Source organism: Psychrobacter sp. TB20-MNA-CIBAN-0197 (assembly GCF_040309765.1).
GTDB lineage: Bacteria > Pseudomonadota > Gammaproteobacteria > Pseudomonadales > Moraxellaceae > Psychrobacter > Psychrobacter submarinus.
The window spans coordinates 34,239-51,428 of record NZ_JBEOPC010000026.1; the positions used below are offsets into that span (position 1 = coordinate 34,239).

Below are 17,190 nucleotides of genomic sequence, written 5' to 3' on the forward strand. Positions count from 1 at the left end.
TCATTGGGTCTATCAGTCAAATAGGCAAATAAACGGTTATACATCACTCTTTCGTAGTATTGTCACTGGTATCATAAATGGCATCGTAATAACCGCCGATAGCTTGAATACAAGACTGTACTAGCCCAGGCCCGCGATAGATAAGGCCAGTATAAAGCTGCACTAAATCCGCGCCAGCTTTGATCTTCTTGACGGCTTTATCGCCGCTATCGATACCACCCACGCCAATCAGTGCTACTTTGCCTTCTAACTGATCTGAGAATTGCTGTAAGATTTGGGTGCTCGTATGGCTCACCGGACGACCGGATAAACCGCCCGCTTGATCCCCGTCGCGTAAGTCCTCTACCCCGACTCGGCTCAAAGTGGTATTAGTGGCAATCAAACCATCAATGTCAAAATCTATCAGCTGCTGCGAGATATAATCGACCTGCAGCGGCTCTAAGTCAGGAGCGACTTTTAATACTAAAGGCACGTAAAAACCATATTCAGTGGCCAGCTGACTGTGACGGTTCTTGATAGTATCTAGTAGCTGAGTCAAGGCTTCACCGCTTTGCAAATCGCGCAGATTAGCAGTATTCGGAGAGGATATGTTGACCGTAATATAAGAAGCATGCGGATAGACGCGCTCTAAGCAATACACATAGTCATCAGCGGCTTGCTCAACAGGCGTGCTCGCATTCTTACCGATATTGATACCGATATTACCCTTATACTTGCAGCGTTTGACATTATCTATGAGATAATCAACCCCTTGGTTATTAAACCCCATACGGTTAATAATAGCATCGGCCTGTCTGAGTCGAAATAAACGCGGTTTGTCATTACCGACTTGTGGCCGCGGCGTCACCGTACCAACTTCAATGAAACCAAAACCTAATTCGGCTAGCGCGTCGATATAATCTGCGTTTTTATCGAGGCCGGCCGCTAGTCCTACCGGATTGGCAAATTGCAGACCCATGCAAGTGGTGGGCTGCATCGGCTGACCATATACCAACCCTAAAGTGCGGGCTTTGTGTGCTTTGTCCAATAAAGACAGCGTCATATCATGAGCGCGCTCAGGATCCATCTTAAATAAAAACGGACGAAGTAAGGCGTAGGACATAGTGACAACAAACCCTGATTAAATGGTGAATAGAAAAGGCAAAACGACTGCCATAAAGCGCTGCGATTATATCAGCTTGCTATAGGCTTAGCCAAAATAACCGCAAATATTATGCTATAAATATTAGCAATTAACGACTTTATAACTAAATAGACTGAGCGTTGTTCAACATTATTTATCAGACATTAATTTTCAAACAAAACCGCCATCAAGGCACAGGCCGCTTATCGCTCAAAGCAATCCAGCCACGGGCAATTCTATATACATGCCAAATAACCGTAAACAAGATAATTAAGATACCTAATCCGGTAAATAGCCCTGAGCCAATAGCAAGATTATTGCTTTCAGCTAGCACACTGATACCTAAGCCGCCAACGGCTACTAGCGTTATGATAAGACCGATCACAAACCAGATGATACTATACCAAAAAGTCTTGATTTGCCAATCAAAATGCGTGGCCAACCAAGTACCATCAGCATCGTGACGCTTAGCATAATTCATAGCGATAGGCACAATCCACAACAGCCCTGCCGTCAAATAGCTAATGACATAAAGCAGATAGGTAAGATGGTTATAAGTGATCAGTGAGCGCTGCTGTTTATCACTAAGCGCAGTATCTTGTCTTGAGCGTGTAAGCTCATGGGTCTGTTGGGCATGAATGCTATTTTCAAAGCGAGACTCTGATTTGTCTAAGGTTGGCCGAGATACAAAATCATCAGAGTTATCAGAATTAGGGTTAGAAGGTGAGCTCATAATAAGTATCCCTATCACACTTGACGGTAATGATGGCAAATTGCAGCGCCTGGCCATAAGATCGAGCTATCGATTTGATGATAACACTCAAATACTCAGTAGCGCTCATTTATCTAATATTGCGGTTATAAAGACGATTTTCAAGATTGAGATTGAATGCCAGTCTAACCGTTAAGAAGCAAGCGTGGCTTGTACTTGAATTTGCTTGGTGTTGATATCTTGCTGCATATTGAGCTGAGTGACCTGCCAGCCTTGCTCGCTCAGCTTACCAAACGCGCTAGTGATAAGCGCTTGGCTTGGGTTAGTAAAGCTTAACTGCACAGTATCACCAACGGCCGCTACTTGAGCATTAGCAATACCGGCATTGGTTAACAGCGAATTGACCGCAGTGGCAGGGGCAACGACTTGGCCTTCAGTACTGGCATTGAGCGCGTTGTTGTCAATATTGCTCGCCTGCGCACGTAACCAAAAATAATCGGCTACTTGCTGCTGGTACTGCGCTTTGCTGTCTTTCGCCGCTTGATTGACACTATAGCCGCCATAACCGCCGAGAAACACTAATAAAAATAGCGATAAAACGCCTAAGGCCAACTGATCGCGTGGAGACAGTGCTTGCCAGCGTGTCGTTAATGTCGATTGGTAACGGCTTAAACGCTCAGACCAAGTATTGCTAGAGGCAGGACTACTCGTCGCCGTATTTAAAGAACTTGAAGAGCTTGTACTATTACCTTTCGTACGGCTAGGTTTAGTACGGCGCTGCGGCTTATTCATCACTGAGCCTTTTTTTACTTAAATTTTAAGAAGCTATAAAAACATTTAATAAGTTATAAATCGTCAAAAGCAACATACCACATGACATTGACGAGCCGGGTTAAGAGGAAGATAACTCGCCAGCCTCAGCGCTATTATCCGCTATATTTACGGTTATCTGCCCACTGAACTCGCCTTGCTCATTACCGTTAACGCTTTGCAAGCTGGCCGCTATTCCTTGAGTGACTAGCGTATTAGCAAACTCGTCAAGACTGCTGCGATTAGGCGCAATAAGCGTAAAACTAAGAGAGCTTGGCTGCATCACTAAGCTTTGCGCAGTCAGTGAAGACTGCTTAATGAGAGGTGATATACGCGCTAGGATTGTCATATGTGCCGACTGGGCTTGACTATCTGTGCGCAGCTTGGCTTGCATCTGCGTCTGTAACAATGTCCGCGAATTTAAGCGATCTTCTGGAAACCAAGATTGAAATTGTTTGCCGATAGCGCTTTGGGTTGCCGCACTTGCTTGATTATAGCGGTACGCTTGTAAGCCATCGGTAGCCATTTGTAATACCAATGCTGATAGCGCCACCATAGCCGCCACTCGCAAATAAGGAGAGAGCTTTGTGTCTGAGGTCTTAGTAAAGAAGTTCAGAGCGTGACGATCAGGTATATCTATGGGCTCAGGCTTGGCGGCAATCTGAGTGAGTAATAGGTGCGGCGCGGAGAGCTGTGGCGACTCTATACTCGCTACAGACTCATCGATAGCACTTACTTGGCATATCTCACTGAGATGAGGCAAGCGCTCAACCACTAAGGGCAAGTAGCTGACTGCCATGCCCTGCTGCAACGACTGCCGCAGCAAAGTGGTGTGTTTATCTTGATACAGCACTACTTGCTGACCTGCGCCTTCCTCAGGCACCGGCAACAATAAAAAATCAGGCAGCAAAGCTCCAATACTAAACCCTGCCAGTATTGCGCTTTGTTGCCATGAGTCACTATCGTCTTTTGCGAGCGCGTAGAGATGATGGTGACTGGCATAACTCTGCTGACGCACCATCAGCTGCTCGACTGGGGTAATTGACGTTTCTTCAAATAAGTACTGCTTGCCAGTATCGCCTAGCTGCTTGAGCTGATTAAGACTGAGCTCAGTATCTACTTGGAGCAAATGGCTAGATGGAAAATACAAACAAAGCCGCTTGTCATTACCACTTTTATAACTAATATAATGCTCTTGCAATTGCTGCCAGTCATCGACTAGCTGCCACTGCTTAGCATCTGCTTGCCAGACCGCAAGTGGGCTATGCTGATCTCTTAACCAAACATGTAACAATAGAGGTGTCCTTTAGTGGCTAGCGGTTGAAGTTGACAGTTTATTTAAAAGTGGATAATTTATTAACGCTAATCTAAGCTACCGAAGGCTATCTACGGCTGCATAGGTACAAAACGATCAACCTCTTCGGCCATTCCTGACATCACAAACTCCATCTCAAACACTCGCGCTTCAGCTAGTGAAAACGACTCAGGACTTGCGCCAGTGAGTAAGCTGGCAATATTAGCGACAATAGACATATGACAAACCACCACCAGACAGTTTGCTTCAATATGGCCAAGCTCTATCAGTGCTGCATGAGCGTCATCTGAGGGCGTGATATTATCTTGTACACTAGCTGGCACATCGGTGGCACGCGCTTGCAGTTCTGCTAGGGTCTGCTGCGCTCTATCGTACGGACTGACCACAAAATGATCAGGACGATAATGCTCTATAAGATATTCAGCCGTCTGCGCGGCTTGCTGATGACCGTATTCGGTCAACTGCCGTGCGCTATCTGGGCGACTCTCGTTTTCAGCTTGTCCATGTCGCATCAGTATAATCTTCATAGCACTCCTTTTGCTCATCTTTATTTGCTTTATTTTTGATGAGGATTATTTATTAAGGTTATTACTGTCTTTTTTATCGGTGTTGCCTTCGCTGTCGTCTGCGCTACTCGCAGCGTTCATCTGCGCGGTAAGGGCCGCATTACTATGGTCATGCGGCATCACAAACTCCACGTCACTACGAAATCCGGCTTCCATCAAGTGTAGAGCGACTCCTAGCGCTGCCTTATCTTCATAGATGACCGCATGTAGAGCATGAGTAATAGGCATATAGATACCTTGCTTACTGGCTTTTTCATGAACTTGCTGAATAGTATTGACCCCTTCAGCGGTTTGGCCTAGCTTTTTGACCGCCGCATCGATATCCATACCGCGCCCGAGCATATTACCAATTCGAAAGTTGCGGCTCAGCTCTGAGTTACAAGTGGCATAAAGATCGCCTACACCAGCCAAACCTAAGAAAGTAAGCGGATTGGCGCCTTCTTCTACGCCAAAACGGCTCATCTCAGCCAACGAGCGTGTCAACAGCATGGCCTTAGTGTTTTCACCGACATCGTAGGCGGCAGCCATACCCATAGCGATAGCATAGATGTTCTTAAGCGCGCCGCCAAGCTCGACACCGCGAATATCATCACTAGCAAACACTCGGAAAAAAGCACTATGTAGCGCCGCTTGTACAGCGTGGCGTAGCGGCTCTGACTCACTGGCGATGACCGTAGCTGACGGCATGTTTTTCATGATTTCAACCGCCAAGTTTGGCCCTGACATCACCCCAAAGTTCACCTCCGGCAGCTCATCTTTAATGATATCGCTCATCATGGCAAACGTGTCTTTTTCCATACCTTTTGTGAGCGAAACAATCGATTGACCACTGATAAATGGTTTGATATTTTTGAGAGTCTCGCGAAAGGCTGAGCTGGGTACGGCTAAAAAGATAATATCTTTGTCTTTTACCGCAGCTTCTAAGTCGTAGCTGTACTTTAAGCGATTATCGAGCTTGTACCCTGGCAGATACTTCTTATTCATCTGCGTTTTTGCCATAGACTTGACGGTGCGCTTATTGCGTACCCAAATGGTAGTATCACAGCCATTTCGCGCGGCTAGGTTGGCCATTGCTGTACCGAAACTACCGCCGCCAAGCACTGTTAGACGTATCTTTTCTGGGCTCTTATGTATTTGATCCATTTGTTTGGCTACCGCCGCCTCAACTTTATTAGGGTTCAATTTTTTGCGACCAAAGCCTGATTTGGTGGCTCGATCAAGAATACTGGCTATCAAGCCAGTCGGTTTGTTCTCATTGCTATTGTTATTATTTTCGCTATTATTACTCTTGTCGCGACCTACAGTGTCAGCGTTATTAGCATTTTGTTTTTGCTTATCTTCATCTGAGGAGCTTGTCATATACTTATATCCATATTGTCAGTGCTTAAAGGATGAACCAAGTAGCTATTAGCTATTACGCCCTTTATACTTATTGAAAAAGTTTCAACCAAAAAAGCTTTAGTAAAAACCTTTTAACGCAAATATAGGTCAGCCATTATTACTCTTAACCGCAATAAATCTTTAAGACTCAAAACGCAGCAGCGGCTCTATATCCATAGGTTTTCTGCGAGGTTTGGGTTTTGGGCTCGTACCAGTATAAATAAAGGCGACAACATAGTCATCAGCCGCGACATCAAAATAATCTTTTACCGCAGGCTCATTGCACAGCAGACCTGTGCGCCATACGCTGCCAAAACCTTGCGCCATTAACGCTAATAGTAGGTTTTGCACCGCTGACCCGGCACTAAGCATCTGCTCAAACGGCGGGACTTTCTTGTGCTCTTGCATCTTAGTCACGACTGTAATAATCACTGGCGCGCGCATTGGCAGATTGGCAGTTTTTTTACGAGTCTTATCCGATAGTGTCTCACCTGCTCTCGCCGCTTGCGCTTCTGCCGCCTCAAGTAATGCTTGCCCCAGCTGTTGACGCGCTTCGCCTTCGCTGATAATAAAACGCCAAGGTCGTAGTTTTTTGTGGTCGGGCGCAGTCACCGCGCAGTCAATCGCCGCTCTGATTTGCTCGTGAGTCGGTGCCGGCTCTTGTAGATTGCCAATAGTGCGCCTAGACTTAATCCACTCAATGAGCTGCTTATCTTCTATATCACTTTCATTGCTACTATCAAGGCGGTCACTCTCATGATTAGAAGTTTCTTTGGTTGTTACGCTTAATTCATCTTCCTCGGTGATTAAACGCTCTCTTGGCGTACTCATTTGTCATCCTTTTATAATCGTCGGCTATTATCATTATTATTGCTATCAGTAGCTCTATTATCGTTATCATTTTATTAAGAAACTACACTGTTATTATTTGGCTTATCAATTAAGCTTGTATAGTCAATCAATATTAAAAGTGGTACAAGGCAGACGAGTGCAAGTACTACAGTAGTAGGCTAAACGAGTCTAACGCTGTAACACTTTAATAGTGGTTCGACTATAAGATACTCAATGTAGTACTTAATACAATACTTCGTAAGTTACTTCATAAGGTCATTAACAAAAGGCTTATGCGGCGTCATCGAGTCGATGCGGCATCTTTAGATAATCCTCTGATTGCATCTCAAGCAAGCGTGAACGAGTACGCTCAATCTCAAAGGCCAATTTCTCTCCTTGATAAAGATCAAGAATAGACTGCTCAGCACGCACTAACAGCTTAACCCTACGATCATAAAACTCATCGACTAAGTAAATAAAGCGGCGAGTTGGATCTCGCAGATCGTCGTCTAACGCTGGTACGGCATTGATCAAAACCGTGCTAAATCGATTGGCAATCTCAATAAAGTCAGCAGCGGAGCGCGGCTGCATACATAAATGGCGAAAGTCACAAAACAAGATGTCTTCGGTACGGGCATTAATCTTAATCTCGCGGCCATTAACCGTGATAGGCTCGCTACTGATTTTGAGATTGTTCGATAAACTCGCAAAGCGGTTGGCAAGCCAGTTATGGTTCTCACGCGTCATAGGCGATTTATATAGTTCCGCCTGCTGCAAGACACGCAAGCGATAATCGATACCAGAGTCGATATTCATCACCGTAGTATGTGTCTCAACCTCTTTGATAGCCGGCATAAAACGGTCTCGATGCAGACCATCTTTGTACAAGCCTGCCGGCTCGATGTTTGAGGTAGCAACCAAAGTCACCCCGCGATTAAACAGCATGGTAAATAAGTCGCCTAATATCATCGCATCAGAGACGTTAGAGACAAAAAACTCATCAAAGCAAATAACTACTGCTTCGTTATGGATAATATCAGCAACCTTTTCTAGCGGATCGCTTTGGCCTTGTAGTTGGTTGAGCTCTTTATGCACTCGCTGCATAAAGTGATGAAAATGCTGACGCATCTTACGCTCTATAGTCAGCGAATCATAAAACATATCCATCATCCAGGTCTTGCCGCGGCCAACGCCGCCCCACATATACAAGCCCTTTGGCGCGGCAGGTTTAGATTTGAAAAACCCAAAAATGCCCTTTTTTTCTTCGACCGTATTATTAAGCTTATGATAAAGATCATCAAGATAGCTCATGGCTATATACTGTTGTTCATCTCGGGTAAAGTCTTCAGAGCTGATGGCTTGCTCGTAGCGCTGTAATGGAGATAATCTCATAATACGACTCATATTTAACAAAATAAAAAAAGTGTTTTGGCCGTCTACTCTTATTCGCTTATGTCTTTTGCACTGAGACAATAAGGACAGATTCGTCAGAATAAATGGTGTCAAAGCAGTGGTGCTTGCTATACCAGCTTTATTCTCTAGGCCAACACGGCTCGATGTTTACGACTATAATGCAGCTTATGTAAAGCGATAATTATTGTTTTAGCTATACGGATACTATAACGTGCTCTAATGCTACTATGCTATAGCTATTCTATGATAACTACTATGTAGCACTTGTACTCTATAACTTGTACTCTATAAATAGCATCTGCACTTTTAAGCACTCAATTAGCTATCAGAACCGAAACTGTGCTGCTCTAATAGCTTTTTTAACTCCGTCAAACGCCCATGAAAAAAATGCCCCGCACCTTCGACTACGCTGACCTCAATCCCTAAACGCTCAGCAAAAGCTTGCATATTGTCAGGTGAGATGACCTCATCGGCATCTCCATAGATCTCAAACGTCTTCTCAATCGGCAAAGCAATATGCTCGCTATCGTTTTTTTCAATTGAAGGCGAGATGAGCGCGACATTGGCAATCTCAAAGTCGCTCAATCCCCAGACATGCGGCGACACTAAGACCTGCTCAGCGGTACGAGCCGTCACATAGCCGCCAAAAGAGAAGCCGCCTAGCCACAGTTTGCGAGCATCGCTCTGCCCGGCAATCCATTGTAACACGGTCATAGCATCGACCACCTCACCTTCCGCGTAGTCATGCTCTCCTGTCGACTGCCCTACCCCGCGAAAGTTAAAACGTACTACGTGCATACCGTTGTCGCGGGCAAAACGGTACATAGTCGTGACCACTTTATTATTCATCGTGCCCTCAAATAACGGGTTCGGATGACACAGTAGCGCCACAGTATCGGTATTAGGATCACAAGGATTGTCTTGTTGCCAAAGCGCATCAACTTCTAACACGCCAGCAGGAGCAGGAATTAAAGGCATAATAATAACGACCGATTAAAAGAGTGAGGTCAATTATGCTAGAAATCTGCTATATTTCAAGTGATTTGCTGTTTTAGTCTTATTAAAAGCAAACAGTCTCGTTAAAAATTTAAAAAAGCGCAACACTACAAACACGACATCTATAGACGTGACGTAAAGAGTAGTAGTAAGCTAATCTTGTAAAGATGACTAAGCATCCTAAGCAACCTAAGCAACCTAGTCATTTCATCTTGCTAATCTTGACTCAGTTGTAGTAAAGGAGCATCTTATGAACAACCTTTATAATCAATCCAATGATCAGTCCAACAATCTCGGCTCTACTAGAAAAACAGCGCTTCTAGCGTCAACGATGATCGTAGCACTAGCGCTGAGCGCTTGTCAGAGTACGCCCTCCTCCCCTGTTATTCAGCGTGCTGACTCCACTTATGAAACCACAGGCCTTGGCGCAACCAAGATACAAGCTCAGCAAAATGCCATTGCTACCGCTGATAAAACGTGTCGCGGTAAACAAGTCATCGTCGTCAAAGACACCGTTAGATATAATGGGATTTTGAATGAGCGTACTGGACGCATGGTCGGGCAAGCTGGCGCGATGGTAGGTGCTATACTAGGGACTGGCTCGCCTGAGCTAGCACGCGACGATGATTATGAATATATGATTAGTTTTCGCTGTCAGTAAAGACGCAGGCCTAACGAGCATTTGATCTTTTTTTGACATACCTAAGCCCTCTCTTGCAAGCTTGGATCTTTTGATCAACTTGGCTTCGCTTAGCGTTAGATTTTGAGGTAAAGTAGAAGGCTCTAATATCGTGGCAAAACCAGTTTGGCTGTTTGCTATTGTTTCAATTTAATATGGTTTAGCTTACCATTACCTCTTCATTTTATATTCCCTATTCGGTCTGATTCTATGCGCAAACCTAACCTTAATTCTGTTAAGTCATCCAATGCAAAAACTTTAGCGCCTGCCAAAGATTTAGCGACTTTGGAAGCAGAATTGGCCGAGGTCGAGAGTAGTTTAGAAAACAATCTTGAAGATACCGTGCTACGACTTAGTGATTATTTAAGCGCGGTTGAGATGGTGGTTAAACAAACCTTTGCCCACCGAGTTTGGGTTAAAGCTGAAATTCGCAACCTCTCGAGCAAAGGCGGCCATTATTATTTTGAATTGGCCGAAAAGGACGATGACGGCAAAGTCGTTGCTAGCTGCCGAGGCAACCTTTGGCGCTTTAAAGCGGCGCGTGTACTCGCTAAGTTTGAACGCGCGACGGGTATGGCGCTCAGCCGTGATCTGACTGTCCTACTTAAAGTATCAGCGAACTTTCATCCTCAGTATGGCTTTTCCTTGACGATTGAAGATATTGATCCGAGCTATACCCTAGGAGATTTGGCACGGCAATACGCGCAGATGGTCGATCGCTTGAGCGGTGAAGGCCTGATGCACCTCAATCAGCAGCTAGAGTCCCCTTTTGATATAGAGCACGTGATTGTCATTGCCCCAGAAAAAGCCGCCGGATTAGGCGATTTTCAAGCGGACGCCGATCGTCTTGCTAATACGGGCGCTTGTCAGTTTCATTATCATCACGCTACTTTTCAGGGCAATCATGCGCCCGCCGAGATTCGTCAAGCGATCGTCAGTGCTCAGCAGCGATTTTTTGATAGTTATCAGCGCCTGCCTGATCTACTGGTGATCATTCGCGGCGGCGGCGCGGTTGGCGACTTAGCTTACCTCAATGACTACGAACTTGCCGCCTTGGTCGCTGAGCAGCCAGTGCCAGTTTGGGTCGGTATTGGCCATGAGCGCGACAAAGTCATCCTTGATGAAGTAGCACATAGCAGCTTTGATACGCCATCTAAAGTGATAGCGGCGATTATCGCTCACTTAGCTCGCCTAATAGCGCAAACTTTGAACTATCAATCACAGATCAAGCAAGCAGCGCAGCGTCAGCTCAAAGTCGCTCAGCAGCAAAGCGTCAGACAACTCAGCCAACTGCAATCACAGACTATCGGGCAACTCACCGCGCTGAAAAAAGACAGCAACTACGCTTGGCAAAGTATTCAGCAAAGCGCGCAGCGACAAGTCAAACAAGCGGCTAGAGTGACTAGCGACTGGCAAGCTCAAATCAAGCAAGGCGCGCATCAGCAATTGACGGCGGCTAGTATTGCCGCCAAAAATCATCGAAAAACAATAATGCATAGTAGCGAGCAGCAGCTAGCACAAGCTCAGCGCGATAGTGAACATCTACGTGATATCGTCCTACTGCATCGGCCTACGCGAGTGCTAAAACAAGGCTATAGCATGCTAATGGACAATAAAGGTCAGCAGGTATTGACTAGTAGCAGCCAGCTTTATGCTGATCAAACCATCAACATTATGCTAAAAGATGGGCAAGCGACCGCGCAGATCTTAAGTGTCAAAAGCTTAGAAGCTATTAGTCCTACTAATGACAATCATAATGTTCTGTAATTACTTTAATTCAAAAACAATGATGTTTTTTGTAGGCTAGCGCTTTAGCCCAGCATTTTGCTTTTGCAAGATATAGAAGCTGGGCTAAAGCGCTAGCCTACGATGTATCTTTTTATTAAATTTAAAGTTTTTAATCTTTAAGTTTTTATCAATTAAGCTATGTAGGGCGCGCGAGGCGCACCATTAAATATGTTAAACCTGCAAGAATATTCGTAAATTAAACTTTAAAAACAACTCTTAAAGTCATATCAACAAAGGAAACCCTATGGCCACTTCGACTCGTAGACGTAAAAAAGCCGCCCCAAAAACCTTTAAGGCGGCCTACGATATTCTAAAAACCAATGCTGCAGAATTACAACAGCAAGACGAGCCAGATATCGACAACCTAATGACGACGGTTGAAGAGTCTATCGCCGCTTATCGCGTCTGCGAAGAGCGTATCAATGCCGTGCAGCAAGCGTTAGATGCTGCTTTTGCTGAGGAAGTCGTCGTCACTGATGAAGATGACTGATTAGACTTATCCACCCCTCTTTGACATTACAACTTCAAATAAGAATTTGCTGGGTTAAAAACCCAGCCTACATAAATAATATAAAGCTAAACTATTACGCTACTCCGGGTCATCAACCTCAAACACTTGCCGTAAATACGCCAAATAAGTGTCATTGTTGATCATGGTTTTGCCAGGGCTATCTGATATTTTCGCTACCGGCTGACCATTACACTCTACTAGTTTGAGTACAATATTGAGCTGCGTCAGACCCATGTCATTAGTGAGATTCGTGCCAATACCAAAGCTGGTTTTGATCCGATCCTTAAAGTACTGATGCAGCTCCCAGGCTTTTTCTAGGTTTAAGCCATCACTGAAGGTAATAATCTTGGTTTTTGGATCTATTTTTAGTTTTTTATAATGAGCGATGGCTTTATCACCCCAAATATAAGGATCGCCGCTATCGTGACGCAGGCCATCGAAGAGCTTGGCAAAGTACAAGTCAAAATCGCGTAAGAACGCATCCATGCCTACCACATCAGTCAAAGCGATACCCAAATCGCCACGATATTCATGCACCCAAGCTTCTAATGCCGCCTTTTGCGAGTTACGCAAACGCACGTCTAAGGCCTGAAACGCTTGCATAAACTCATGCGCCATCGTACCTATTGGCGTCATCTCCAGTGTCTTGGCTAACAATACATTGGACGTGCCGCTGATAATATTGGGCTCAGCCTGATGCAAGGTCTTGACCACGTGCGCTTGCCAGCGTTTACTAAAGCGCCGGCGCGTACCAAAATCCGCAACGATAAAGGGCGGCGTATCACTCTCATTATTGACTTGCTGCTCGGCATACTGATGCAGCAAAGCCACTTTATCATCGAGTCGGCGCTGCCCCTCGGCGATCACTTGCGGATTAGATAAAGCATTAAAATATAGCTCATTGACAATAGCCAGTACAAATACCTCAAAAAACATCGCTTGAATCATTGGCCCTTCGATATCGATGAATAAGCGCCCTTTGCTATCAGTACTGACGGTGATAAAACGACGCTTGAGCTGAAATAGCTCTAAATAATCGACAAAGTCTGAGCGCATAAAGCGTAAGGTTCGTAAGTACTCTAATTCGTCAGGCAAAAACCGCAGTTCACAAAGACTATCTAGCTGCTGCTCTAATGATTCTTTGATGGTCGCTAGCGGATAAGCAGCATCATTATTATTGCGGCAGCGAAAACGATACACCCCATGCGTCTGCGGAAACTGATGCAGCATTGCTTGTAGCATAGTGAACTTATAGAGATCATTGTCTAACAAAGAGGTGATAATTGGGGTATGAGTAACAGCCATACGGTAACCTTAGCGTGTGGATTTTATAATAAAGAGTTTTCTAGCAAACAATAGCAGTAAACAAAACAGGGTTTAAGTATAACGCCATTATCTAGCATTTGCTTATCTGCCGCTTAATAACCTCAAAACCGTTAGCATACAGTCATGACTGGAGCAACTTCATTAACGGCGCGTACCCTAATTGCGGCTTGACACTGACAGGGATAAAAAATGACCAAAATACAGACCAATCATTGAAAAGCTAGAGACGACTTGAAAAGGACTTTGGATAAGATATCGTAGATAAAACGAGCTTTAGTTGAATTTTTTTGCTTTGGTTTACTTTGGGTGGCTTATTTTAGCCTCATATTACGAGCATTAAGAGGCTAAAACAATGAGCTAATGTTAATACGACTATCTAGGCATTAAGATTGTGTTAACCAGAGAAGAGACTCACTTTAAAATATAGCGTGTAAAACCCGCCTTTAAGCAAGCAGGTTCTATCGCGGTAACTATCTTTATTTATTATCGCTTTAGTGCTTCGCACTCATAAACTGCGCAACATAGTCATCGGCAGGATTGTCTCGCAGCTCATTTGGTGTGCCGGTTTGTACTAAGCGCCCGCCGTTTAAGATGCTAATGCGCTGCCCGACTTTGACCGCCTCATCGATATCATGAGTGATAAAGACGATGGTCTTATGCAGCCGAGCCTGTAGCTCTAATAGCTGATCTTGCAATTGACCACGGATGAGCGGATCGAGTGCGGAGAAGGCTTCATCCATCAGCAGTATCGGGTTATCGGTCGCTAAAGCGCGCGCCAGCCCTACCCGCTGCTGCATACCGCCCGATAATTCATCCGGGTAGCTGCTCTCCAGATTCGGCAGACCAACCTCAGCTAACCAATGACGAGCAATCTCATGACGCTCGCTGACACTCATTTTGCGTACGCGCAGTCCGTAAGCGACGTTTTGTAGCACAGTCATATGCGGCATCAGACCAAAATGCTGAAACACCATGCTGACCGTATGCTGACGATACTGCTGCAGGCCTTTATCATCCAGATCTAAGATATTTATGGCTGAATGGCTCGTATGTGTATCGGCAGCCGCGGGCTTACTAATGTTAGCAGCTCTATCATTTCGCATGTCTGTATTGACCCAAATCTTGCCAGTAGTCGGATCAATCAAACGATTTAGATGGCGTATCAGCGTTGATTTACCTGAACCCGACAAACCCATAATGCAGTGTAGCTCACCGGCCTTTATCGCTAAGTTGACATCGTATAGCCCGACCGAATAACCGGTTTGTGCTTTGACACGCGTACTGTCCATTCCGTCAGCCAATAAGTCTAAGGCAGACTGTGCTTGCTTTGGGCTTGCATTATAAATCTTACTGATATTTTCTAGTTTGATATGATCCATCATTTTTCTCAATAGTTATTAATTATGCCCGTGTTTGCTATTTAGTCGTTGCTCATAAGGGCGAATAAAAAGGTCAGCTTAACCTATCGTTGGGCGGCGACCTTCTTCGATGGTCTTTTGCCGCGCGCGCTTACCTTGACCAAATGCTTGGCTGATACGGTCAATAATAATCGCTACAATGACAATCGCCGTACCTGCCTGCAAACCTTGACCGATATTGAGCGTTTGAATAGATTGCAGCACATCTTCGCCTAGTCCCGGCGCGCCAATCATTGAAGCTAGTACTACCATCGCAAGCGACATCATTACCGCCTGATTAATCCCTGCCATAATACTCGGCAGCGCTTGCGGCAGTTTAATCCAGATCAGTAGCTGCCAGTGTGTACTACCAAATGAGCGGCCCGCTTCGATCATTTCATGATTGACCTGGGTAATACCTAACGTCGTCAAACGTATCAAAGGTGGCAGCGCATATATTATGGTGGCAAATAACGCCGGCACTTTACCGATACCAAACAGCATCAGCACTGGAATCAGATAAACGAAGCTTGGCATGGTCTGCATAACATCGAGAATGGGGGTCACAATTTTGCGTAATAAGGCACTCCCTGACATCGCAATCCCGATGGGGATACCGATGACAACCGTGATGAGCACTGAGACAATCAATAGCGCCAAGGTATCAATCAAAGCGCCCCACAGCCCAAATGCGCCAATCAAAAACAGCCCTACGCCGCAAGCGACAGCGAACCATATTTTGCGCACCCCAAACCAAGCCAATACCGTCACTAAAGCGATAATCAGCCAAGGGGGAATGACGGTTAACAAGCGCTCAATAGGCAATAATAAATAAGTCAAGGTTACGCTGCTAATACCACGAAACACCTCTCCGTAATCTCTTACTACCGTTGCTAGCGCCTTATTCAGCGGGGTCTCAAGCGACCATTCTGGGAAGCTTGACGATAGCCCTAGTAAATTATCTGATGCCGTTTCATCATTTAGCGGCGAGTCAATACGAGTATCCCCAGCAGTCGTACCTGTCAAACGAATATCTAGATCAGTCGCCAATGCCGTGGCAGCCTCTGCAGAGAGCCAGTTCTGCCAAATGTCAGGGTTTTGTTGCAAAAACATCAAGGCCTGCTCATCACCGCTACGCTTATTCTCGCTCATCTCCAATATCGCGCCATTGAGCTGGTCTGGAGTGAACTGTACTTTTTTGAAGGCTTGGCTGAGCTCTGGATTGCTATCGAGAAATGGCGTCGATACCGCAATCGCTAAAGGTGACACAGGAAACCCAGTCACACAGTCGGAGGTACCATTGGCTAATAATAGATCATCCCAGCAGCTCTTATCATGTTCAGGGAACTTGAGCGCTGCAAAGTCGTATTTCGCCATCAGTCCTGTCGGCTGCCAATAATAAAACAACAACGGCTTACGCTGCTCAAAGGCGGAGGAAATCTCAGCGTCGAGCGCCGCTCCTGTTCCGGGGCTTGTGATATTAAAGATACGATCTAAGCCGGTGTTTTTGAGTAGACGCACATTGAATATTTCACAAGTCCAGCCTGCAGGACAGTTCATAAAACGGGCTTCATCAGGGCTTTCAGGATCAGTGAATAGCTCAGCGTACTCTGGCAAGTCTTGATAATGACGTAGACCAGGATTATCGTCCATTACGTATTGCGGCACATACCAGCCTTGCGTCGCACCGCCTTTTAGCGTATCGCCAATGATCGTCACTTTATCGTCTTCAATAGCTTGCTCTAAGATGGGTGAGCGTCCTATCCACTGCTCGCCGATGACTTGTATGTCATCTTGCAATAGCGCGTTCTCAAGCGCTGGCCCCGCTCCTGGTACTTCTTCAACGACGCAGCCGTAGCCGCTCTCAGTAATGTACTTGAGGACGCCTGTAGTGAACTGCCCGCTCTCCCAAGTAAGCGCGCCAAACTTAATGGGGGTCTCACAAGACGATGTGGAAGCTGCAGCCGAGGCAGATAAAGGCAGTAATAGTGAGCTTAATAGGAGTAAGCTAAAAACAATCCATTGGCGCATAATAAATCCTATATATGGTTTTAGCGATGACTACTTATGATCAAAGCGAGCTTTTATGACTATTTATGTTTATAAATATTAGCTTGTATAGCCTTTCGCTGGTAGCCATGAGACGGTAATCGCAGCGCCATAAAAGATGGGTATGAAATATGAGTAATGAATAGTATGTAAAACCTTTGCAGGTTTTGACAGTATTTTTTCAAAAAAATAGCGCTTATCAAAATAAACGCTATTTTATTAGGGCGTGTTGAACATTCGCAAATAGGCACTGCTGATTGCTAAAATTGTTCCAGACAAGGCACAAAGCGACGA

Annotated in this window: 15 protein-coding genes; 3 read left to right on the forward strand and 12 right to left on the reverse strand. The window is 45.2% G+C overall.

Going from position 1 to position 17,190, the window contains the following annotated elements; translation table 11 throughout:
• Window positions 1-43: 43 nt before the first annotated feature.
• The 9 genes from AAEY83_RS09360 to AAEY83_RS09400 form a co-directional block, all read right to left on the reverse strand.
• Window positions 44-1,102 (reverse strand): quinone-dependent dihydroorotate dehydrogenase, encoded by a 1,059-nt coding sequence (locus AAEY83_RS09360; RefSeq protein ID WP_025644168.1) that lies wholly within the window; start codon window positions 1,100-1,102, stop codon window positions 44-46.
• Between the two features lie 208 nt (window positions 1,103-1,310).
• Complete coding sequence (locus tag AAEY83_RS09365) at window positions 1,311-1,856, reverse strand: DUF4870 family protein (protein WP_025644166.1); 546 nt, start codon at window positions 1,854-1,856, stop codon at window positions 1,311-1,313.
• 171 nt (window positions 1,857-2,027) lie between these two features.
• Entirely contained in the window at window positions 2,028-2,627 is a 600-nt protein-coding gene (locus AAEY83_RS09370) for a type II secretion system protein M (RefSeq protein WP_025644164.1), read from the reverse strand.
• A 100-nt stretch (window positions 2,628-2,727) separates the two neighbouring features.
• Window positions 2,728-3,939 carry a type II secretion system protein GspL gene (gspL, locus tag AAEY83_RS09375; protein WP_025644162.1) on the reverse strand — a complete coding sequence of 404 codons (1,212 nt, stop codon included), beginning with the start codon at window positions 3,937-3,939 and terminating at the stop codon, window positions 2,728-2,730.
• 92 nt (window positions 3,940-4,031) lie between these two features.
• Window positions 4,032-4,487, reverse strand: a complete 456-nt coding sequence (sixA, locus tag AAEY83_RS09380; RefSeq protein WP_025644160.1) for a phosphohistidine phosphatase SixA — start codon at window positions 4,485-4,487, stop codon at window positions 4,032-4,034.
• A 45-nt stretch (window positions 4,488-4,532) separates the two neighbouring features.
• Window positions 4,533-5,885, reverse strand: coding sequence for an NAD(P)H-dependent glycerol-3-phosphate dehydrogenase (locus tag AAEY83_RS09385; RefSeq protein WP_025644158.1), 1,353 nt, complete (start codon window positions 5,883-5,885; stop codon window positions 4,533-4,535).
• Between the two features lie 162 nt (window positions 5,886-6,047).
• On the reverse strand, window positions 6,048-6,737 hold the full coding sequence (locus AAEY83_RS09390) for a nitroreductase family protein (RefSeq protein ID WP_084212598.1): 690 nt from the start codon (window positions 6,735-6,737) through the stop codon (window positions 6,048-6,050).
• Window positions 6,738-7,028: 291 nt separating this feature from the next.
• Entirely contained in the window at window positions 7,029-8,129 is a 1,101-nt protein-coding gene (zapE, locus tag AAEY83_RS09395) for a cell division protein ZapE (RefSeq protein ID WP_025644153.1), read from the reverse strand.
• Window positions 8,130-8,468: 339 nt separating this feature from the next.
• Complete coding sequence (locus tag AAEY83_RS09400) at window positions 8,469-9,128, reverse strand: alpha/beta hydrolase (protein WP_025644151.1); 660 nt, start codon at window positions 9,126-9,128, stop codon at window positions 8,469-8,471.
• A gap of 349 nt (window positions 9,129-9,477) precedes the next feature.
• Between AAEY83_RS09400 and AAEY83_RS09405 the strand changes: the two genes are divergently transcribed.
• From AAEY83_RS09405 to xseB, 3 genes are all read left to right on the forward strand, one after another.
• On the forward strand, window positions 9,478-9,807 hold the full coding sequence (locus AAEY83_RS09405; protein ID WP_037058683.1) for a hypothetical protein: 330 nt from the start codon (window positions 9,478-9,480) through the stop codon (window positions 9,805-9,807).
• 228 nt (window positions 9,808-10,035) lie between these two features.
• Window positions 10,036-11,592, forward strand: coding sequence for an exodeoxyribonuclease VII large subunit (gene xseA / locus AAEY83_RS09410; protein WP_025644149.1), 1,557 nt, complete (start codon window positions 10,036-10,038; stop codon window positions 11,590-11,592).
• 265 nt (window positions 11,593-11,857) lie between these two features.
• Window positions 11,858-12,103 carry an exodeoxyribonuclease VII small subunit gene (xseB, locus tag AAEY83_RS09415; protein WP_025644148.1) on the forward strand — a complete coding sequence of 82 codons (246 nt, stop codon included), beginning with the start codon at window positions 11,858-11,860 and terminating at the stop codon, window positions 12,101-12,103.
• 99 nt (window positions 12,104-12,202) lie between these two features.
• Here the strand turns inward: xseB and pncB are convergent, their stop codons facing one another.
• The 3 genes from pncB to AAEY83_RS09430 all read right to left on the reverse strand — a co-directional run bounded on the left by pncB (window position 12,203) and on the right by AAEY83_RS09430 (window position 16,878).
• Complete coding sequence (gene pncB / locus AAEY83_RS09420) at window positions 12,203-13,429, reverse strand: nicotinate phosphoribosyltransferase (RefSeq protein WP_025644147.1); 1,227 nt, start codon at window positions 13,427-13,429, stop codon at window positions 12,203-12,205.
• Between the two features lie 512 nt (window positions 13,430-13,941).
• On the reverse strand, window positions 13,942-14,829 hold the full coding sequence (locus tag AAEY83_RS09425; protein ID WP_025644146.1) for an ATP-binding cassette domain-containing protein: 888 nt from the start codon (window positions 14,827-14,829) through the stop codon (window positions 13,942-13,944).
• A gap of 78 nt (window positions 14,830-14,907) precedes the next feature.
• A complete protein-coding gene (locus AAEY83_RS09430) occupies window positions 14,908-16,878 on the reverse strand; it encodes a glycine betaine ABC transporter substrate-binding protein (RefSeq protein ID WP_025644145.1) in 1,971 nt (656 codons plus the stop codon).
• Between the last annotated feature and the right edge of the window lie 312 nt (window positions 16,879-17,190).